This is a genomic window from Sphingomonas sp. (assembly GCF_019242355.1).
Taxonomy (GTDB): domain Bacteria; phylum Pseudomonadota; class Alphaproteobacteria; order Sphingomonadales; family Sphingomonadaceae; genus Sphingomicrobium.
In genome coordinates, this window is record NZ_JAFAVR010000160.1 from 1 (window position 1) to 17,980 (window position 17,980).

Below are 17,980 nucleotides of genomic sequence, written 5' to 3' on the forward strand. Positions count from 1 at the left end.
GAGCCGGTCAAGGGCGCGACCCTGATCGGTGACGGGCCGACCGTCCTCACGCGCGTGAAGGGCATCGGCAACGACCTTGCACTGGACGCCGGCGTCGGCGTGTGCGGCAAAGGTGGCCAGAGCGTCCCCGCCGGCGTCGGCCAGCCAACCCTGCTGATCGACGGCCTGACGGTCGGAGGCACCGCCGCGTGATGGCCGGCGGCGACTGGCGCGCCGATGTCCTCAAATATTGGTTCGGGTTGCCCGAGGAAAAATGGTGGCGCGGCGGCGATGAGCTCGATGAGGATGTCCGACGGCGCTTCCTGAAGGTGTGGAGCCGGGAAAGGGCGTTCCCGGCGAATTCGTTCCTGACCGATCCGTTGACGGCGCTGGCAGGCGTGCTGCTCTTCGATCAGATTCCGCGCAACATGTTTCGCGGTCACGCCGAGCAGTTCGCGACCGACACGCTGGCGCTTGCGATCGCCAAGGGCGCGCTCGACAAGGGTTTCGACCAACCGCTGCAGCCGCAGGAGCGCGCCTTCCTCTACATGCCGCTCGAACATAGCGAGCGGATGGAGGACCAGAGGCGCTCTTTGCTGCTGTTCACCGAGCTCGGCGACGCGAAGATGCTGCATTTTGCTCGCCTGCACCACGACATCGTGCAGCGCTTCGGCCGCTTTCCACACCGGAACGCAATACTCGGCCGCCAGCCGCGCGCCGCCGAGATCGCGGCGGGCGAGGTCGTGCCCTGGTGATCAGATCAAATGGGCGATCGGCCCGGGATCGAACCCGGCCTCGCTGAGCAGCCCGACGATTTCGTCGGCGGAAACCCCCTCGGCCCGCTTCGCCAGTCCCCAGGTCAGTGCCGACCGCGTGCCGGATCGGCAAAAGGCGAGGAGCTTGCCCGAGCCCGTCGCCTGGATGGCGTCGCGCATTCCCGCAATTTCCGCCGGACCAATCCCGTAGCGGACCGGCACGAAACGATAGGCGATCCCCGCCGCACGGGCAGCCGCCTCGATCTCGGCGGCCGGCGGCTGATTCGGAGCCTCGCCGTCGGGGCGGTTGTTGACCAGCAGAGTCACGCCCGCGTCGGCTAGGCCCGCGATCTCATGCGGCTCGATCTGTCCGCACACCGCAGTGTGATCATCGAGCCGCCGTTCGATCATTTCGTTGTGTTGCTCCCAGCGGGTGGACTGACCGTCGCATCCGAACCGCTGCTTAGCCCATAGTAGTTGAGATAGGGCTGGATGCTCGGGTCGCGGCCGGCGAAGGCGCGATACATGGTGGCATAATCCATCGTGTTGCCGCGTGACAGGATCATATCGCGGAAGCGCTGGCCGTTGGCACGGGTCAGGCCGCCATGCTCCTGAAACCAGGCGAACGCGTCCTGCCCGAGCATGCGGGTCCACGGATAGGCGTAGTAGCCGGCGGAATAGCCGTTGCTCCAGATGTGCAGGAAGTAGCTCGACCGGTAGCGCGGCGGCACGTCGGCGACGTCGAAGCCGCCATGCGCCAGCGCGTCGGCCTCGAACTTGTCCACGTCCTGGCGCGGCGTCGTTGCGGGAAGCGAATGCCAGTCGAGGTCGAGCCGGGCGGCGGTCAGCGTCTCGCCATTGTCGTAGCCCTGGTTGAAGGTGCCCGAGCGCTTGATCTTGTCGACCAGGTCCTGCGGGATGACCTGCCCGGTCTTGTAGTTCACCGCATAGTGAGCGAGCACCTTCGGATCGAGCGCCCAGTTCTCGTTGAACTGCGACGGGAACTCGACGAAGTCGCGGGCCGTGTCTGCGCCGGAGATCTTCGGATAGGTCTCCGCGGCGAACATGCCGTGCAGCGCGTGGCCGAACTCGTGGAACATCGTCGTCACATCGTCGAAGTTGATCAGCGCGGGCTGGCCCGGCGCGGGCTTGGTGAAGTTCTGCACGTTGTAGACGACCGGCCTGGTCCCGCGCAGCGTCGCCTGCTTGACCAGGTTATCCATCCACGCGCCGCCATTCTTGTTGTCCCGCTTCCACGGGTCGATCATGAACAGCGCCAGTTCCTTGCCGTCGGCGTCGTAGACCTGGAACACCCGCATGTCCGGGCTCCAGGTCGGGATATCCTTCCTCTCCCTGAAGGTGATGCCGTACAGCTGATTGGCGGCGTAGAAGACGCCGTCGGTCAGCACCTTGTTGAACTCGAAGTAGGGCTTCAGCTCGTCCTGGTTGAGCGCGTAGCGGCTCTTGCGGATCTGCTCGGCGTAATAGTTCCAATCGGCCGCCGTCGGCGTGTAGGTCGCGCCTTGGGCTTTCGCTAGCGCCCGGATGTCGGACGCTTCCTGCCGCTGCTTGGCTGCGGTCGCCGGCGCCAGACGGTCGAGGAACGCGACCGCCGTCGCCCGGTCCTTCGCCATCTGATCGTAGAGAACATAGTCCGCCCAGGTCGGGTAACCGAGCAACGCGGCTTTCTGGGCGCGCAGCTGGGCGATCTCACTGATCGTCGCGCGGGTATCGTTTGCGTCGCCATGCTCGGCGCGGTTGAGGCTCGCGTCGAACAGCTGCTGGCGGGTCGCATGGTTGCTCAGCGAGGCCAGCGCAGGCTGCTGCGTGGTGTTCTGCATCGGCAGCACAAAGCCCGCCACCTTGCGGTCCGCCGCCGCGCGCTTCGCGGCGTCGATCTCCTCGTCCGAGAGGCCCGCGAGCGCCGATGCGTCGGTCACGTGCAGAGCGGCCGCCTTGGCCGCCGCCAGCAGCTTCTGGTTGAACCCGGTCTGAAGGGTGCTGAGCCGGGTGTTCAGCGTCTTCAGCTGCGCCTGCTTGGCGGGCGAAAGCTGCGCCCCGGAATGGACGAATTGCTTGTAATAGACGTCCAGCAGCCGAGCCTGCTCGGGGGTGAGGTTCAGGCTGGCGGCATTGTCACGCAGCGTCCGGAAGCGCTGGAACAGCCTGGCGTTGAGGTAGATGAAGTCGCTGTGGGCGGCGAGAAGCGGCGCGCTCTTGGTATCGGTCGCCTGAAGGACATCGTCGGTGTTCGCGCCATTGACCGCGTTGAACGCAAGGTTGGTCCGTTCGAGCAGAAGCCCCGAGCGCTCCATCGCCGCGACCGTATTGTCGAACGTCGGCGCCGCAGCCTGGTTGGCGATCGCCCTGACCTCGGCCTTCTGCTGCGCCATTCCGGCCAGCAGCGCGGGCAGATAGTCGCTGCTCTTGATCCGAGCGAAGTCGGGCGTCTGCATCGGCAACGTGCTGGGCCTGGCGAACGGGTTCGAAGAGGGGAGCGTCGCCGACGCCAGCGCCGCACGACGTGCGGGCGCGGCGGCCACGGGCGTCGTGATTGCCAGCGTGGCGGTTGCGAGAAGAACTGCACGGATCATCGATGCTCCCCAGAAAATCTTGAGTCTTGCTGGTGGCCGTTTCGCCCTTGCGGCATGCTGAATGTCAATCGCCTTCGTGCAATGCCGCAAGCATCGCCTCGCCGAACCGCTCCAGCTTGGCGGAGCCGACGCCCTGGACGGCCGAAAGCTCGTCGAGGCTGGCCGGCTTCACCGCCGCGATCTCGCGTAACGTTGAATCGTGGAAGATCACGTAAGGGGGGACCTTGGCCTCGGCAGCGAGCGCCCGCCGGGCAGCGCGCAGCCGATCGAACAATGGATCGGTCGAACCGTCCGCGGCGCGGTCGCGGCGCCGCCGCTTCTTCTCCGGCGGAACCGCGATCGTCACCGACTGCTCGCCCTTCACGATCGGCCGCGCACCGGGCCCGAAGCTCAGCCCGCCGTAAGCGTCGGCGCGCAGGGCATCGCCCGCGATCAGCGTCCGAGCGGTCGGCCGGATCAAGGCCATCTCCTCTGTTGTCGCAATGCCGAATACCGACAGCCGGTCGTGGCCGAGACCACGCACCTTCTCGTTGTCGTTGCCGGCCAGCACATCGGCCAGGTGGCCGACTCCAAACCGCATCTCGGTCCGGAACGCCGCCGACAGCAGCTTGCGCGCGACCTCGGTGACGTCGATCGTCGCCGGCGGCTCCAGGCAATTGTCGCAATTGCCGCAGCGATCGGGCGGGTCTTCGACGAAATGGCGAAGAAGCACCGCGCGGCGGCAGCCCGCTGTCTCGACCAATGCGGCAAGCGCATTCAGCCGCTCGCGCTCGGCGGGGCGGCGTTCCGGCTCGATCTCCTGCTCGATCCGCTGGCGAGCGCGCGCGAAATCCTGAGACGCCCAGAACAGCCAGGCCTCGGCCGGCTCGCCGTCGCGCCCGGCGCGGCCCGTCTCCTGGTAATAGGCCTCGATGCTCTTGGGGATGGCGGCATGGGCGACGAGGCGCACGTCCGGCTTGTCGATGCCCATTCCGAACGCGACCGTCGCCGCGATCACCATTTCCTCGGATTCGACAAACGCGGCCTGGTTGCGCGCGCGGACCTGCGGCTCAAGGCCGGCGTGATAGGGCAGCGCCGAACGCCCGTCGCGAGCGATCTGCTCGGCGATCGTCTCGGCCTTGTCGCGGCTCGGCGCGTAGACGATCGCGGAGCCCGGCTGACCCGCCAGCAGTTCGCGCAGCTGCTTGCCCATCTGTTCGCGCGGCCGGATGTGATAACGGATGTTGGGCCGGTCGAAGCCGGCAACGATCAACCCATCGTCAGGGATTCCGAGCTGGGTCAGGATGTCGGCGCGGGTGCGCTCGTCGGCGGTGGCGGTGAGCGCGAGACGCGGCACCCCGGGCTGATCGTCGAGCAGGGTTCGGAGCTTGCGATAGTCTGGGCGGAAGTCATGGCCCCACTCGCTGACGCAATGCGCCTCGTCGATCGCGATCAACGCCAGCTCCGCGCGGCCGACCAGCCGCCGGAAACCGTCCAGCGTCGCTCGCTCCGGCGCCGCGTAGAGGAGATCGAGCTCGCCATTGCGCAGCCGCTCGATCACCTGGTCGCGGTCGCTATCGGCCGAGGTTAGTGAAGCAGCACGCAGCCCGATCGCCCGCGCGCTCCGGATCTGGTCGTGCATCAGCGCGATGAGCGGTGAGATGATGAGCGCGGTGCCGCTCCTGGCGACCGCCGGCAGCTGGTAGCAGAGCGACTTTCCCGCGCCGGTAGGCATCACCGCCAGCGTATGCTGTCCGGCAAGCACGCGCTCGACGACCCGTTGCTGCACGCCGCGGAAGTGGTCGAAGCCGAAGGTTTGCTTGAGGATCGCTTGCGGGTTGATCACCGGTTTCGCCATTGCGAGGAGCGAAGCGACGACGCAATCCCGCTGTTGCGCTACTGGACTGCTTCGCTCCACACGCAATGATGAATTATTCCGCGGCCTCCGCGGTTTCTTCCTCAAGCTGCTCGGCGGCCTGGCGATACCATAGCTCGGCATAGAGGCCACCGTCGTCGAGCAACTGCTCATGGGTCCCGCGCTCGGCGACTCGGCCGTCCTCCAGAACGACGATCTGGTCGGCATCCACCACGGTCGACAGGCGGTGCGCGATCATGATCGTGGTGCGGCTTTCGGCGACGCGGTCGAGCGTCTCCTGGATCGCTTGCTCGGTCCTGCTGTCGAGCGCGCTCGTGGCTTCGTCGAGCACCAGGATTGGCGGGTTCTTAAGCAGGGTGCGAGCGATCGCGACCCGCTGCTTCTCGCCGCCCGACAGCTTGAGACCGCGCTCGCCCACCATCGATTCGTAGCGGTTCGGAAGCATGTCGACGAACCGCTCGGTCGCTGCGCCACGAGCAGCGGCCTCGATCTCGGCCTGGCTCGCCTCGTCCCGGCCGTAGCCAATGTTGTAGCCCAAGGTGTCGTTGAACAGGACGGTGTCCTGCGGAACGATGCCGATCGCCGCCCGCAGGCTCCTCTGCTGGACGTCGGCAATATTCTGACCGTCGATCAGGATGCGCCCCGATTGCGGGTCGTAGAAGCGATAGAGCAGGCGGGCGATGGTCGACTTGCCGGCGCCCGACGGCCCGACGATCGCGCAACTCGTGCCTGCAGGGATATCCACCGACAGCCCCTTCAGGATCTCTCGGCCGTCCTCGTAGCCGAAACGCACATCGTCGAAACGGATGGCGCCGCGCCCGACGTGCAGGGCCGGCGCATCGGGAACGTCGGTCACCTCGGTCGGCGTGTCGAGCAACTCCCACATCGCTTCCATGTCGATCAGGCCCTGGCGGATCGAGCGGTAGACCCAGCCGAGCATGTCGAGCGGCCGGAAGAGCTGCATGAGCAGGCCGTTGATCCACACCACGTCGCCCGGCGTGAACCGGCCGCGGCTCCAGCCCCAGACAGTGAAGATCATCGCTCCCGCCATCATCAGGTTGGTGATCAGCGCCTGGCCGATGTTGAGCCACGCGAGCGATACTTCGTTGCGGACGGAGGCGCGGGCAAAGGCGCCGACCGCCTCTTCATAACGCTGGGCCTCCCGGTCCTCGGCGCCGAAATACTTGACCGTCTCGTAGTTGAGGAGGCTGTCGACCGCGCGGCCGATCGCCTTGTTGTCGACGTCGTTCATCTGCCGCTGGATGTTGGACCGCCACTCGGTCACCCAGCGCGTGAATGCGATGTAGACGGCGACGATGGCAAGGGTCGCGACAACCAGCGCCCAGCCGAACTTCACGCCGAAGATCACGCAGATGACAGCCAGCTGGATGACCGTCGGCGCGATGTTGAACAGGAGAAAGTACAGCATCATGTCGATGCTTTTGGTGCCGCGCTCGACAATCTTGGTCAGCGATCCGGTGCGGCGCTCGAGGTGGAAGCGCAGCGACAGGTCATGGACGTGGCGGAAGACCTGACCGGCAAGCCGCCGCGCGGCGTCCTGGCCAACCTTTTCGAAGATGGCGTTGCGGAGGTTGTCGGAAAGCACGCCGCCGAACCGTGCGCCCGCATAGGCAAGGACCAGTGCAGCGGCGACGGCGAAGGGCGCATGCGCGCTCATCCGGTCGACCGCGAGCTTCAGCGCATAGGGGCTGGCGAGCGTCACGCCCATCCCCGCCATGACGAGGATCACGGCAATGACGACGCGGGCCTTCAGCTCCGCGTTACCCTTCGGCCACAACATGGGCAGGAATCGCCACAGCGCCGCAAAGCCGCCCTTCGGGTGCGCTGCCGAGCCTGCCTGCCGATCCGCCATGATGCCTAGGTAGGAACGCCGCCGCTCACCCGCAAACCTGCGATGAAACGACTGGAACGAAAGGACAAAAGGAGGGTTGTTCCCATTGCATTCAACAGGGAATGAATCATGGGCGCGGCATATTTCGTCATTGCTATCCTTGGCTGCGCCGATGGCGGCTCCGCCTGCACGCCGGTTGCGACCCTGCCGACTCGCTATAGCAGCGCGGAGCAGTGCAATGCGGCAACGGTCCAGGCGCTGAACGAGAATAACGCGTTCGACTTCCCTACCCTGCTAGCGAAGTGCCGCAAGTCCGCCCTGCCGGCCGCCGCGGAACGCTCGGCAGAGCCCAAGGTGCTTCCCGCCGACGCCCGCCGCGGCTGAGCGGGGTCCGACCGCCCGCCATTCGGACGCGGCGGCCTGCCGGAACCGAGCCTCTCGCGTGGCGGTTGTCTGAACGAACGCGAACCCGGCACGGAGTGGACCGAATGGCCGACAATCGAACCTCGAAGATTCCTGCCCTCGGCAAGCGCCAGGCCGTCCGTCCGCCTGGCGACCGCAGCCAGGGTGCCAGGCCCGTGTCCGGCGACGATACCGGCGGCAAGGCGAAGGTCGAACAATTCGGCGAGCGCGGACTAGGCGTCGCCGCGAAGGAGTGAACAGCATGTCTGACGTCATGGAGCCGATGATCCATCAGGACGGCCTGCCCGGTCACGAGAGCCAGCTCGAGCCCAAGCCGGACTGGCAGCCGCGCTATCCGGGGTCCGGCCGGCTCAAGGGCAAGGTGGCGCTGATCACCGGCGCCGACAGCGGCATCGGGCGGGCTGTTGCGGCGCTGTTCGCTCGGGAAGGCGCCGACATCGCGATTGCCTATCTCTGCGAGCATGACGACGCGGCCAAGACCAAGGAAATCGTCGAGCAGGAGGGACGGCGGGCCATTACCATCGCCGGCGACCTCGGCGACAAGCAGTTCTGCAAGACCGTCGTGAGGCAGACCGTCGACGAGCTGGGCGGCCTCGACATCCTCGTCAACAACGCCGGCGAGCAGCATCCCGACAAGGACCTGCGCGACATCGACGAGGATCAGCTGAAGCGGACCTTCCAGTCCAACATCTTCAGCATGTTCTTCATCACGCAGGCCGCGCTCGATCATCTCAAGGAAGGGTCGGCGATCATCAACTGCACGTCGGAAACGACCTACAAGGGCTCGCCGCAGCTCCTCGACTACAGCTCGACTAAGGGCGCGATCCTCGGCTTCACGCGCTCCCTGGCGAAGAATCTGGTAGAGAAGGGCATCCGCGTGAACGGTGTCGCGCCGGGCCCGATCTGGACTCCGCTGAACCCCTCGGGCGGCCAGCCGTCGGAAAAGATCCCCGAGTTCGGCAAGGATACGCCGATGGGCCGGCCGGGCCAGCCGAACGAGGTCGCCCCCTGCTTCCTGTTTCTGGCCTGCGAGGATTCAAGCTATATGGCGGGGCAGGTCCTGCATCCTGACGGCGGCAATACGACCTCGAGCTGAGTTGGGATAAATTCCCAACAGCCGGCGCCGTGTACCACACGTTTTGTAGCGTCCGAACACCTGCCAATTGATTTTCCAGCACAATTTTAAATTGGCATGCTCCCTGCATTGAATTGGGCAGGCCCGATGGTCGGGCCGACAATTCGAAAAGGGGATGTCCAATGTCCGCAACGTTCAACTCGAGCCGCCAGGCTGCCACCGCTTTCGCCGGTGCGTTCATCGCAGCCTTGCTCTTCGTGTCCGCGGCGACCTCGCTGCTGCCGATCGCCTGAGCTTCACGCTAACCCACCGGGACAATCGCAATGACCAACCGTTTCACTCTCAATCGCGCCGAGGGCAAGGTGATGGGCGTCGCCGCCGGAGTCGCCGATTATACCAACGTCGACGTGACCCTGATCCGCCTGGGTTTCGTCGCGGCGACCCTGTTGACCGGGCCCCTGATGCTCGTTCTTTATGTCGTCGCCGGCCTGGTCGCGCCGCAGCGCTAAGGCTCGCGGCCGTTGACTCCAGTGTCGCGTGGGCGGAGTTTCGCCCGTTCGCCAAGGAGAGTCAGGATGCGCCGTTTGCTAGCACTCGCAGCCCTCGCCAGCCTTGCAGCACCAGTGGCGGCGGCGCTGCCGGTGGGCGCAAAGGCTCCGGAGATCGTCACCACCGGCGCCGTCGGCGGCAAGTCCTTCAGGCTCGACCTCCGGCAGCAACTCCGCAAGGGGCCGGTCGTGCTCTATTTCTTTCCCAAGGCCTTCACCGAGGGCTGCACGATGGAGGCGCATGCGTTCAGCGCCGCGGCTGCTGACTTCCACAAGGCCGGTGCTCAGGTGATCGGCATGTCGGCAGACGACCTGCCGACGCTCAAGCAATTCTCCGTCAGGGAATGTCGGAGCGCCTTTCCGGTCGCGACGGCGACTGCGGAGACAATCAAGGCCTATGATGTCGCCTTCGACAAGGCGCCGGGCCTGACCAACCGAACCTCCTATGTCATCGGCCGCGACGGCCGGATCGTGATGGTTCATTCCGACCTCGACTGGAGCCAGCACGTCGCCAAGACGCTGGCGGCGGTTCGCGCTCTCAAGAGTTAACCCGGAGGCAATGCGGCGTTCACAACGGAACCGTTACGGCCTTGACGCAGTTTAGCTTTGCTGGTTCAGCAAGAAGCTTCGAAAAGATTGCTCCAGAACACAGCTCCAAAACACAGGGGAAAGTCGATGAAGATCACCAAGACTCTGGCCATTGCCGCCGGCCTCGCAGCCCTCGCAGCCTGCAACAAGCAGACCCCGGCCGAGAACAACGCCGACCAGATCGAGGCCAATGCCGACAACGTCGCCGACAACATCACCGCCAATGCGGACAATGCTGCCGACAACCTGACGGCAAACGCCTCGAACGAGGCCGACCAGATGAAGGCCGACGCCAAGAACCAGGCCGACGCGGTCAAGAACGCCGCCGACAACACGGCCGCCGCGGTCAAGAACGGCGCCGATGCGACGGTGAACAACACCACCAAGTAAGTTCGCGCGAGAGCACGCGTTGAAGCGAAGGGCGCCTGCGCAAGCGGGCGCCCTTTTTGCTGTGCGCTACCGCGCCTTGCGGGTCGCAACTGCGCCGGACCCGCCGGCCTCGAACCCGTCAGGCCGGCGCTACCGTGGCCACAGGCTCCGATAAGCCGACGTCGGCCTCCTCCCCGCGGGAATAGGTGCCCACCAAAGCTGCGGCAGCGAGCACCCGGCCGGCGATATAATCCTTGAAGCCGCCGCGTCCCGGGCTCGCGTCCTGGCTGCCTTGACCGGGGCCGAGCGCCAACAGCTGGAACACATAGTCGTGGCTCCCGTGACCGGTCGGCGGGTCCGGCGGCAACCAGCTTTCCGACAGGCCCGAGTTCTTGCCGACGTTCTTGTCGGGCCCGCCCATGCCGTCCGGCCGGATCGTACCCTCGGCCAGGCCACCGAGCGCCGGGTCGATGTCGATGACGATCGCGTGCACCATCGGCTGCGGCGTGGGGGCGTCGGGATCCTCGACGATCAAGGCGAGGCTGCGCGCCCCACTGGGCAGCCCACCCCAGGCCAGCGGGGGCGACACGCCCTCGCCGTCGGCGGTGAACCGCTCCGGCAGCCGCCCGCCTGGCGCGAAGGCCGTGCTGGAAAGCGACAGCGACTCGACGCCATCGAGGTCGAGCGTCGCGATCATCAGCTTGTCGTGGCCGGCGCGAACATTGACCAGGGCCTGGCCAAGCCAGTGGGGAATCTTTTCCAGCATGGAGCTGAAACGCTCGAAAACGCATGCCGGGCCAGCAACATTTGCGCTCTCATCGGCGACTGTGGCACGCAATGGCGATGGCGGCCGAGGATCGAAGCTTCGCGGACTTCTGGCCGTTCTATCTGCGCGAGCATGGACGCGCCGCGACTCGAGCGCTGCACATCGCCGGGACCAGCCTCGTCATCGTCATACTGATCCTCGCTGTCGTGACCGGCCGCTGGTGGCTGCTGATCATCGTCCCGCTCGCCGGATACGGCTTCGCGTGGGCCGCGCATCTCGGCATCGAGCGCAACCGCCCGGCGACATTCCGCCACCCCTTGTGGTCGCTTGCCGCCGACTTCCGCATGTGGTGGTTGTGGCTCATCGGCCGCCTCGGCCCCGAATTGCGCAAGGCCGGAGTGCCGCAGAACTGAACATTGCCGTTCAACAGCAATGACTTTTGCTCGCGGCGGGTCGGAAAGAGGCGTATGATGACAGGCCTTGGAAGAGGAGGTGCGCCATGCAACGGATTGGCCACATCATGCCCCTTCGCCGACGCGACGACTTCAGCGAGGGCGACCACCAGGAATATGTCGAACCCGGGTTCAGGGACGTGCTTCTGATCGGCGGCACCGCGCTGATCCTGGTCGGCGCTTTCGTCTTCTCGCTGTTCAGCTGAAGCCTGGCCGGCTCGAGGTGTGGCCGGTCCGGCGATCGCCGCCGAAGCCATTGCCATTCCCGCGCGTTGACGGTCATGCTGGCGCCCCGCGAATGGACGCCGACAGGAGAGCAGCATGGCCAAGGGTCAAATGAAGTCCAACAAGGAAGCGCGCAAGCCGAAGAAGGCGAAGGTGAAAACCATCGCCGCGAACCCGTCGACCAAGGGCTCGGGCGGGCTCGGCAAGGACTGAGGCGACGACGACCAAACCCGCCGGCGGAGATCCCTTCAACCTCCAGCGCTTCGTCGACGCGCAGGCCGGCGGGGTTTACGAGGAGGCGCTGGCGGAGCTTCGTGACGGCAGAAAGCGCGGTCACTGGATCTGGTTCATCCTTCCCCAGCACCGCGACCTCGGCCGAAGCTCCACGGCCAAATTCTATGGCCTGTCCGGACGCGAGGAAGCGGCGGCGTACCTCGCGCATCCGGTGCTCGGGCCGAGATGGCGGGACTGCGTCGCGGCGATCGAGCGGCATATCGCCGTCGGGACACCCGCGGAGTCGATCCTCGGCGCTCTCGACGCAATGAAATACCGCTCGTCACGGGAGATCTTCGAGCGCTGAGGCGGCACGACCGGGCCGCCCCCGCCGCTCGCGGCCTATTTGTGGGCCGCACCGCCTTTCAGTTCCACGAGCACCGCGTCGAACGGCGTGTTGCCGGCGTTGGTCGGCAGATGTGGCCCTGCGGGTGTCCAGATCGTCTCGCCGCGCCGTCCGCTCCTGGTGATCGTCTTGCCGCCCGGCAGCTGGAACTTCATCTGCCCATCCGAAAGATAGGTGACGACGCCGTCCGGATGCGAATGCATGACACTCGATTCGTGCGGTCCGTAGTGGACGCGCAGCACGCGGACCTGCGCGTTGTCGATGATCACCTTGTAGTGCTTGGGGTCGACCTTTGCGGCGTCCTGCGCCGTGGCGACCGTGGCGGCGAATGCAGCCAGTCCAGCCGCAAGCGCGGCCCGTGCGATGATGATCATGGATGTCCTCCCCGAAGCCGGGCGCGGGGCGACCGGCAGGTTCAAGCCAGTACGCCATACGCAACAGCACAGGAGGGGGGGCCGGATACGCTCATTGCGGAGCCGAATCAATAATGGCGGGAGCGCCGCGCCAGTTCAATCGGTTCGGGTCAGCTGTTGTCGCAGACGCCCTGGTGCTCCGTCGACGACAGATGCGTGAACATGTCGACGGGCGCGGTGTTGATGACGATCCCCTGGTCCCTGCAACGCTTGAGCTGGAAGCGGATCCTGCGGGAGCGGAAGTCGAGTGAGACGCGGCGGAAGGATTGCAGGATGTCCGTCCCGAGCAGCAGTGCGGGGCCGTTGGAGAGGCCGAACAGCTTGAACGGCGGCACGTCGGCGAAAGCGATCGGGACGTCGCTGAGGAGCACGGGGCCGAGCTGGAGCTCGTCGACCCGGGCAAGCTCCAGGTTGACGCGTACTCCGGTGACCCCGATCGCCTGCACGGTCCAGAACTTCGCGCCCCTGCGGATCAGCTTGTCGCGAAGGGCAAGGTTGCCGATCGTGATCTCGGACCCTGTGTCGATCACGGCATCGAGCTGATAACGGTCGGCGCGCACCTGGGTCAGGATCAGCTGGCCGCGCCGGCGCTTGGCGACGACGACGATCTCTCCGGGCAGGTAGGGATCGATCCGCTCGGGGATGCGGGCGTCCTCGACCCGGATCGTGTGCGTGTCGAAATCCATCATGAGGCGCTGCTGGACGAGTGCGTCGATGCCGATCAGGCCGTCGCCGCCCAGGTCCGATTCGCGAAGCGCCGGCACTTCGAGGTCGTTGACGGTGGTCGAGCCAACCGTGAGCTGGTTGAGCTTCACCCGATCGACGAGATCCCGCGACGTCATGCCGTTGATGATGACCGGGGTGCCGAGCGGAAGCTGCAGGTCATGGGCGATGCGCAGGCCGACAGCAGAGGAGTCGGCGCCGCTGTCGACGACGAAATGATAGGGCCCGCGGCCGTTGATGAAGACGCCGACGTCGAGGCGCGTGTCGATCTCCCGGGCCTTCACGTCCTTGCCGCCGATCGCGAGCTGGCCGTCGAACACAGCCGGCGGCAGCCGCGGGACGTTGGGCGCGGTCGGAGGCGCAGGCCGCGGCCGGTCGATATGCGGTGCCTGGGCGGAGCCGCCGACGGCAAGGGTCGCCAGCAACAGACCGGACGCAATGGAGAGCGCGCGGCGACGCATCGGCGAACTTGTCCTCCGGCAGGCGATACGACCCATCATAGCATGAAGCGGGAGTAGGAGCGCCGCATATTCTTGCGCCCGCCGACCCGGCCCAAAGACCGTAGGAGCGCAGCCGGGCGGCCTGGCGTTGAAGGCGCTCGGCAGACAAGGAGATGACAGCGTGGCCAGCAAGAGCCTTTCCGAGATCAGCGACGTGATGCGCGACATCGACTTCTGCATGCTGTCGACCCGCACTCCGGCAGGCGGCATCGCGTCGCGGCCGATGTCGAACAACCGCGAGGTCGATTATGACGGCGACAGCTACTTCTTTGCCTGCGACAGCGCGCACAGCATCGGCGAGATCGATGCCGATCCGAATGTCGGCCTCACCTATCACGCCAAGGACCACCTGCTCGGGCGGCCGGGGATCTTCATTGCGATCGAGGGCAAGGCCGAGCTGATCCGCGACAAGGGAGCCTTTGAAGAGCATTGGACCAAGGGCCTCGACCGCTGGTTCAAGGACGGCGTCGATACCCCGGGCCTGGTCCTGATCAAGGTCCACGCCGGCAAGCTGCACTATTGGGACGGCGAGGAAGAAGGCGAGGTCAGCCTGGGAGCCGACAAGGCGGCCTAAGGCAGCGGCGCGTTGCTCGCGGCGCTGGCACCCAGGTCGAAAGTCACGAAGGGCACGTCCGATCGCTCGTTCGCCGGTTTGGCGTGGCGACGCCGATCGCGCCAAATTCGCCGCTTTCCCGCCGAAAATGATTGCCGAGCGAGCGCGCAATGCGCCCATCGGTCAGCGGGCGGTTGTGACCTTTGCCCGCAGCGAATGGCGGGGCCGCGAGCGCCTTGTCCCACAGATGGGCGAACAGCGCGCCGGGCGGCCGACTGCGCAGCCGGTACGCACTCTTCCGGCTGATCCCCGCCGCGCGGGCGGCGGCGGTGACGTTGCGGGTCGCGGTTAGCGCGGCGAGAAAGGCAAGCTGACGTTCGGGCGTCCAGCCGTCCTTGCGTGTGCGATGCTGAGCCATTGCGCAGGGTAAGGCACAGGACGGGCGCTGTAGGACAGCTATTTCGCTTCGAAGGCTCCGAGGATCGGGCAGGGACCGGCGCGCGTGTTGGCGCAGGCGGTGGCGAGCGCGGCGAGCGCGTCGCGGGCTTCGCGAAGCCTGGCGATCGTGTCGTCGATGGCGGCGACGCGGGCGCGGGCAAGCTCCCGGGCGCGGGCGCGGTCGTCGGAGGCGTCGAGGTCGAGCAGCTCCTTGATCTCGGCCAGCGTGAAGCCCGCGGCCTGGGCGGAGCGGATGAAGCGCAGGCGCTTGACGTCGGCCTCGCCATAGCGGCGGACCTCGCCCTGCGGCCGCGCCGGCTCTGCGAGCAGCCCGCGGCGCTGGTAGTAACGGACGGTTTCAACGCCCACGCCGGCGGCGTGCGCGAGCCCGCCGATCGTGTCCGATTTTTTCGCTTGATCCCGTACCATGGTACGGAGGTCATACAGCCTCCAGCCGCAGCGAATCAACGCCTCGCGGCCAAGAGGAGACTAGCCATGACGACCCAGACCGAACTGCAGACCAAAGCCGCCGAACTCGACACCCGCGGCGGCTGCAAGTGCAAGCCGTGTAATTGCAAGAACTGTGGGTGCTAAGATGGAGTAGGCCGCGCTTCAAACTGAGGCGCGGCCTTTCAATGTATTAAAGTTTTCGGTCTTCGCGGTAGCCGGTCCGGAACGCGGGTGGTGACAATCTGGCCGGGCGCGGACGCCGGCGCGGTGGGCGGCGAAAGCACGAAACTACCAAATGCCCGCCGCTGCGGTCGGCGGTCGAACGCGAGCTCCGCGCGGCGGATGAGCGCGACATGGACCGGCAGCGGAGGGCGGCGCTGTGAGCTAAGTCACGGCGAAACGCCGTTCAGACGCCATTCTCGAGCACGTTGATGGACGAGGTCGCAATGCCCAGGACGATCCCACCAAGTTTATTCAGGTCGAGAGAGGTGAGGTCGCGGCCTGGTTTCAAGAACTCATCGAACATTCGCGCCAAGGTTTCATCCTCGAAAGTCTGCGCAACGACCGCGAAGCGGGCCCCTGTGGTGCGCAATTCGCTGCTTACCGATCGAATGGTTTTGAACAGAGAGTATGCCTGGCCGATGTAAAAGGGCGGGTTTCGCAAAGCGCTCGGCTCCTGCAAACTGATGCCCGTCTTGCGAAACGCACGAAGCAGAGTGCTCACTGTGCGCAGGTGCCGCTGGTCGGTCGTCTCAAATTGGCGCCAAATCACGATCAGACCGGCAATCAGCGCAATTGCCGCTCCGATGAGAGACCCGATCAAGCCGAGCAGATTGTCCTCATCGGGCGTCGTCGGCAGGTGGGTCCATAGGCCCGCCGCAGCGCCGATCGCCAACGCCGCAATGACCAACCCCGTATCGCGGGCCGTAACATTGAGCTTCATGCTCAGGCCCGCTTTTGGCCCGGCTTCTGCTTGGCTGGCTTGCGAGATAGACTCGCCACGGCGATTTCCGCACCGGCAACCAACGCACCGGTGTGCGTGTCCCGCCAGATGCTCTGTTTGGCCGTAATCCCCACATCTTGGGTAGTCACGAGATGCCCTTCGGTGACGACGGCCGCCCCACGGTGCGGCGTCATGAGAACTCCGCCCGTTAGATTCGTGGTCAGAAGACCGCTGTCAAAGACGGCGACGTCCATGCCGATGCTGCCTTGGTGCAAAAACTCTCGGCGAAGCACCTCCTCGGCGCGTGTTTGCCAGCCAGCGCCGCTGGCGCGCATCGCGGCGAGCAGGTCGGGTGCCAGGCGCATGGTCACCTGCTGCTTGCGTTCCGAGGCTGCTTTGGGTGGACGCCCGATACGTACCGGCGGCGAAGCCTCACGAATGATGCGGTCGCCATCGCGCAATTCCGCAGAGGCCGCCCAATCGGCCGTGATCCGGGGAGCGTCGTCGCGCTCCATGTCAGGGCGCCTGGAAGAGGTAGATTTCTCGTTCATCGGGTTCAGCCTCGCGGAGCGAAATGATTCGCCGCCGTCCTGCGCGCTCCGTCCAAACGCAGACGACGATCTTGCGGCGGGTAAGGCGACCAATCGTGACAACACGAATTTCTCCGTAGTCCTCACGATTATCTTCGCGGCTCATTGTGAAGCCGGTGAAGATCGCTTCCGCCTTGGCCATGTCGAGGCCCCGTTTGCGAAGCGTCCAATCGCGCTTCTCGGGGTCAAATTCGATGTCCATCAAGTTTATGTACCTACAAAAACTGTCTCGGTCGATAATTATTTGTAGTTACATAAACCGGAGGCAGCGTGCAGCGGTCAGTCGTGCTGGCGGCCTCCGGCGCCGATGTAGAGCTCGCGGCCACCTTCGGCGTAGCGCTTGCTCATCTCGGCCATGCCTTTGTCGGCATCGCCTTGCCCCCTCACCCCGCTCGGCTTGGCCGAGTCGCCCTCTCCCGCGAGGGGAGAGGGGTTTAGGCGGGCGAATTCTCGGACTTCCTGGCTGATCTTCATGCTGCAGAACTTGGGGCCGCACATGGAGCAGAAGTGGGCGGTCTTGGCGCCTTCGGCGGGGAGGGTCTGGTCGTGATATTGCTCGGCGGTTTCGGGGTCGAGGCTGAGGTTGAACTGGTCGCGCCAGCGGAACTCGAACCTTGCCTTGGACAGCGCGTCGTCGTGGAGTCTCGCGGCGGGGTGGCCCTTGGCGAGGTCGGCGGCGTGGTCTGCGAGCTTGTATGTCACCACGCCAACCTTGACGTCGTCGCGGTCGGGGAGGCCGAGGTGCTCCTTGGGCGTTACGTAGCAGAGCATCGCCGTGCCTAACCAGCCGATCATCGCGGCGCCGATGCCGCTGGTGATATGGTCGTAGCCGGGGGCGACGTCGGTGACGAGCGGCCCGAGGGTGTAGAAGGGTGCCTCGCCGCAGCTTTCGAGCTGCTTGTCCATGTTCTCCTTGATCTTGTGCATCGGCACGTGGCCGGGGCCCTCGATCATCACCTGGCAGTCGTGCGCCCAGGCCTTCTTGGTCAGCTCGCCGAGCGTGTAGAGCTCCGCGAACTGGGCTTCGTCATTGGCGTCGGCGGTGCTTCCGGGGCGGAGGCCGTCGCCGAGGCTGAAGGCGATGTCATAGGCCTTCATGATCTCGCAGATCTCGTCGAAGCGTTCGTAGAGGAAGCTCTCGCGGTGGTGGGCGAGGCACCATTTGGCCATGATCGAGCCGCCGCGGCTGACGATTCCGGTGACGCGGTTGGCGGCGAGCGGGACGTAGGGCAGGCGAACGCCGGCGTGGATGGTGAAATAGTCGACGCCC

24 protein-coding genes and 1 pseudogene are annotated in these 17,980 nt (G+C 65.8%); 12 read left to right on the forward strand and 13 right to left on the reverse strand.

Annotated elements, in window-relative coordinates; translation table 11 throughout:
- Both JOZ79_RS07885 and JOZ79_RS07890 read left to right on the forward strand, forming a co-directional pair.
- A partial coding sequence (locus tag JOZ79_RS07885; protein WP_294072919.1) for a metallopeptidase TldD-related protein occupies positions 1-192 on the forward strand: 192 nt, incomplete at its 5' end.
- Positions 192-734: a DUF924 family protein gene (locus JOZ79_RS07890; protein WP_294072966.1), complete on the forward strand. Its 543-nt coding sequence runs from the start codon at positions 192-194 to the stop codon at positions 732-734. The genes JOZ79_RS07885 and JOZ79_RS07890, both read left to right, overlap by 1 nt.
- On the opposite strand, the gene JOZ79_RS07895 is transcribed toward JOZ79_RS07890, so the two are convergent.
- The 4 genes from JOZ79_RS07895 to JOZ79_RS07910 all read right to left on the reverse strand — a co-directional run bounded on the left by JOZ79_RS07895 (position 735) and on the right by JOZ79_RS07910 (position 7,056).
- Positions 735-1,145, reverse strand: coding sequence for a TIGR01244 family sulfur transferase (locus JOZ79_RS07895; protein ID WP_294072922.1), 411 nt, complete (start codon positions 1,143-1,145; stop codon positions 735-737).
- Positions 1,142-3,328, reverse strand: a complete 2,187-nt coding sequence (locus JOZ79_RS07900; protein ID WP_294072925.1) for a M3 family metallopeptidase — start codon at positions 3,326-3,328, stop codon at positions 1,142-1,144. Before JOZ79_RS07900 ends, JOZ79_RS07895 begins: the two co-directional genes overlap by 4 nt.
- A 64-nt stretch (positions 3,329-3,392) precedes the next feature.
- Positions 3,393-5,153 carry a DNA helicase RecQ gene (gene recQ, locus JOZ79_RS07905; RefSeq protein WP_294072928.1) on the reverse strand — a complete coding sequence of 587 codons (1,761 nt, stop codon included), beginning with the start codon at positions 5,151-5,153 and terminating at the stop codon, positions 3,393-3,395.
- Between the two features lie 85 nt (positions 5,154-5,238).
- Positions 5,239-7,056: an ABC transporter ATP-binding protein/permease gene (locus tag JOZ79_RS07910; protein WP_294072930.1), complete on the reverse strand. Its 1,818-nt coding sequence runs from the start codon at positions 7,054-7,056 to the stop codon at positions 5,239-5,241.
- A 108-nt stretch (positions 7,057-7,164) separates the two neighbouring features.
- Here JOZ79_RS07910 and JOZ79_RS07915 point away from each other — a divergent pair, with 108 nt between their 5' ends.
- The 6 genes from JOZ79_RS07915 (at position 7,165) to JOZ79_RS07940 (ending at position 10,059) form a co-directional block, all read left to right on the forward strand.
- The gene (locus JOZ79_RS07915) at positions 7,165-7,419 is read left to right on the forward strand and encodes a hypothetical protein (RefSeq protein ID WP_294072933.1); all 255 of its coding nucleotides are present in this window, start codon (positions 7,165-7,167) and stop codon (positions 7,417-7,419) included.
- 104 nt (positions 7,420-7,523) lie between these two features.
- A complete protein-coding gene (locus JOZ79_RS07920) occupies positions 7,524-7,694 on the forward strand; it encodes a hypothetical protein (protein ID WP_294072935.1) in 171 nt (56 codons plus the stop codon).
- Between the two features lie 5 nt (positions 7,695-7,699).
- Positions 7,700-8,554: an SDR family oxidoreductase gene (locus JOZ79_RS07925; protein ID WP_294072937.1), complete on the forward strand. Its 855-nt coding sequence runs from the start codon at positions 7,700-7,702 to the stop codon at positions 8,552-8,554.
- 302 nt (positions 8,555-8,856) lie between these two features.
- A complete protein-coding gene (locus JOZ79_RS07930) occupies positions 8,857-9,042 on the forward strand; it encodes a PspC domain-containing protein (RefSeq protein ID WP_294072939.1) in 186 nt (61 codons plus the stop codon).
- Positions 9,043-9,108: 66 nt separating this feature from the next.
- Positions 9,109-9,630: a peroxiredoxin gene (locus tag JOZ79_RS07935; protein ID WP_294072941.1), complete on the forward strand. Its 522-nt coding sequence runs from the start codon at positions 9,109-9,111 to the stop codon at positions 9,628-9,630.
- 126 nt (positions 9,631-9,756) lie between these two features.
- Complete coding sequence (locus tag JOZ79_RS07940; protein WP_294072943.1) at positions 9,757-10,059, forward strand: hypothetical protein; 303 nt, start codon at positions 9,757-9,759, stop codon at positions 10,057-10,059.
- A gap of 118 nt (positions 10,060-10,177) precedes the next feature.
- Here JOZ79_RS07940 and JOZ79_RS07945 read toward each other — a convergent pair whose 3' ends face one another.
- A complete protein-coding gene (locus JOZ79_RS07945) occupies positions 10,178-10,804 on the reverse strand; it encodes a YbhB/YbcL family Raf kinase inhibitor-like protein (protein WP_294072945.1) in 627 nt (208 codons plus the stop codon).
- A 77-nt stretch (positions 10,805-10,881) separates the two neighbouring features.
- Between JOZ79_RS07945 and JOZ79_RS07950 the strand changes: the two genes are divergently transcribed.
- The 3 genes and pseudogenes from JOZ79_RS07950 to JOZ79_RS07960 form a co-directional block, all read left to right on the forward strand.
- Positions 10,882-11,217, forward strand: a complete 336-nt coding sequence (locus JOZ79_RS07950) for a DUF962 domain-containing protein (protein ID WP_294072968.1) — start codon at positions 10,882-10,884, stop codon at positions 11,215-11,217.
- An 86-nt stretch (positions 11,218-11,303) separates the two neighbouring features.
- Complete coding sequence (locus JOZ79_RS07955; RefSeq protein WP_294072948.1) at positions 11,304-11,462, forward strand: hypothetical protein; 159 nt, start codon at positions 11,304-11,306, stop codon at positions 11,460-11,462.
- Positions 11,463-11,737: 275 nt separating this feature from the next.
- A pseudogene (locus JOZ79_RS07960) lies at positions 11,738-12,061 on the forward strand (DUF1810 family protein); the annotation flags it as partial.
- A gap of 35 nt (positions 12,062-12,096) precedes the next feature.
- Here JOZ79_RS07960 and JOZ79_RS07965 read toward each other — a convergent pair.
- Together JOZ79_RS07965 and JOZ79_RS07970 are read right to left on the reverse strand one after the other, a co-directional pair.
- Positions 12,097-12,474, reverse strand: a complete 378-nt coding sequence (locus JOZ79_RS07965) for a cupin domain-containing protein (RefSeq protein ID WP_294072950.1) — start codon at positions 12,472-12,474, stop codon at positions 12,097-12,099.
- A gap of 149 nt (positions 12,475-12,623) precedes the next feature.
- Positions 12,624-13,697: an aspartyl protease family protein gene (locus JOZ79_RS07970; protein ID WP_294072952.1), complete on the reverse strand. Its 1,074-nt coding sequence runs from the start codon at positions 13,695-13,697 to the stop codon at positions 12,624-12,626.
- Positions 13,698-13,857: 160 nt separating this feature from the next.
- Here JOZ79_RS07970 and JOZ79_RS07975 point away from each other — a divergent pair, with 160 nt between their 5' ends.
- Positions 13,858-14,310, forward strand: coding sequence for a pyridoxamine 5'-phosphate oxidase family protein (locus tag JOZ79_RS07975; protein ID WP_294072954.1), 453 nt, complete (start codon positions 13,858-13,860; stop codon positions 14,308-14,310).
- A 43-nt stretch (positions 14,311-14,353) separates the two neighbouring features.
- Here the strand turns inward: JOZ79_RS07975 and JOZ79_RS07980 are convergent, their stop codons facing one another.
- From JOZ79_RS07980 to thiC, 6 genes are all read right to left on the reverse strand, one after another.
- Positions 14,354-14,707 (reverse strand): hypothetical protein, encoded by a 354-nt coding sequence (locus JOZ79_RS07980; protein ID WP_294072956.1) that lies wholly within the window; start codon positions 14,705-14,707, stop codon positions 14,354-14,356.
- Positions 14,708-14,745: 38 nt separating this feature from the next.
- A complete protein-coding gene (locus tag JOZ79_RS07985; protein WP_294072958.1) occupies positions 14,746-15,156 on the reverse strand; it encodes a MerR family transcriptional regulator in 411 nt (136 codons plus the stop codon).
- A gap of 427 nt (positions 15,157-15,583) precedes the next feature.
- The gene (locus JOZ79_RS07990) at positions 15,584-16,120 is read right to left on the reverse strand and encodes a hypothetical protein (RefSeq protein ID WP_294072960.1); all 537 of its coding nucleotides are present in this window, start codon (positions 16,118-16,120) and stop codon (positions 15,584-15,586) included.
- 2 nt (positions 16,121-16,122) lie between these two features.
- Positions 16,123-16,635, reverse strand: coding sequence for a BrnA antitoxin family protein (locus JOZ79_RS07995; protein ID WP_294072962.1), 513 nt, complete (start codon positions 16,633-16,635; stop codon positions 16,123-16,125).
- A 1-nt stretch (position 16,636) separates the two neighbouring features.
- Entirely contained in the window at positions 16,637-16,912 is a 276-nt protein-coding gene (locus JOZ79_RS08000; RefSeq protein ID WP_294072969.1) for a BrnT family toxin, read from the reverse strand.
- Between the two features lie 77 nt (positions 16,913-16,989).
- A partial coding sequence (gene thiC / locus JOZ79_RS08005; RefSeq protein ID WP_294072964.1) for a phosphomethylpyrimidine synthase ThiC occupies positions 16,990-17,980 on the reverse strand: 991 nt, incomplete at its 5' end.

Coding starts and splice junctions, on each gene's coding strand:
- JOZ79_RS07980 (WP_294072956.1), bottom strand. CDS start 14,707: ATGGCTCAGCATCGCACACGCAAGGACGGCTGGACGCCCGAACGTCAG.
- JOZ79_RS07930 (WP_294072939.1), top strand. CDS start 8,857: ATGACCAACCGTTTCACTCTCAATCGCGCCGAGGGCAAGGTGATGGGC.
- JOZ79_RS07965 (WP_294072950.1), bottom strand. CDS start 12,474: ATGATCATCATCGCACGGGCCGCGCTTGCGGCTGGACTGGCTGCATTC.
- JOZ79_RS07910 (WP_294072930.1), bottom strand. CDS start 7,056: ATGGCGGATCGGCAGGCAGGCTCGGCAGCGCACCCGAAGGGCGGCTTT.
- JOZ79_RS07915 (WP_294072933.1), top strand. CDS start 7,165: ATGGGCGCGGCATATTTCGTCATTGCTATCCTTGGCTGCGCCGATGGC.
- JOZ79_RS07940 (WP_294072943.1), top strand. CDS start 9,757: ATGAAGATCACCAAGACTCTGGCCATTGCCGCCGGCCTCGCAGCCCTC.
- JOZ79_RS08000 (WP_294072969.1), bottom strand. CDS start 16,912: ATGGACATCGAATTTGACCCCGAGAAGCGCGATTGGACGCTTCGCAAA.
- JOZ79_RS07925 (WP_294072937.1), top strand. CDS start 7,700: ATGTCTGACGTCATGGAGCCGATGATCCATCAGGACGGCCTGCCCGGT.
- JOZ79_RS07970 (WP_294072952.1), bottom strand. CDS start 13,697: ATGCGTCGCCGCGCGCTCTCCATTGCGTCCGGTCTGTTGCTGGCGACC.
- JOZ79_RS07945 (WP_294072945.1), bottom strand. CDS start 10,804: ATGCTGGAAAAGATTCCCCACTGGCTTGGCCAGGCCCTGGTCAATGTT.
- JOZ79_RS07985 (WP_294072958.1), bottom strand. CDS start 15,156: ATGGTACGGGATCAAGCGAAAAAATCGGACACGATCGGCGGGCTCGCG.
- JOZ79_RS07920 (WP_294072935.1), top strand. CDS start 7,524: ATGGCCGACAATCGAACCTCGAAGATTCCTGCCCTCGGCAAGCGCCAG.
- JOZ79_RS07890 (WP_294072966.1), top strand. CDS start 192: ATGGCCGGCGGCGACTGGCGCGCCGATGTCCTCAAATATTGGTTCGGG.
- JOZ79_RS07895 (WP_294072922.1), bottom strand. CDS start 1,145: ATGATCGAACGGCGGCTCGATGATCACACTGCGGTGTGCGGACAGATC.
- JOZ79_RS07955 (WP_294072948.1), top strand. CDS start 11,304: ATGCAACGGATTGGCCACATCATGCCCCTTCGCCGACGCGACGACTTC.
- JOZ79_RS07995 (WP_294072962.1), bottom strand. CDS start 16,635: ATGGAGCGCGACGACGCTCCCCGGATCACGGCCGATTGGGCGGCCTCT.
- JOZ79_RS07935 (WP_294072941.1), top strand. CDS start 9,109: ATGCGCCGTTTGCTAGCACTCGCAGCCCTCGCCAGCCTTGCAGCACCA.
- JOZ79_RS07900 (WP_294072925.1), bottom strand. CDS start 3,328: ATGATCCGTGCAGTTCTTCTCGCAACCGCCACGCTGGCAATCACGACG.
- JOZ79_RS07950 (WP_294072968.1), top strand. CDS start 10,882: ATGGCGGCCGAGGATCGAAGCTTCGCGGACTTCTGGCCGTTCTATCTG.
- JOZ79_RS07990 (WP_294072960.1), bottom strand. CDS start 16,120: ATGAAGCTCAATGTTACGGCCCGCGATACGGGGTTGGTCATTGCGGCG.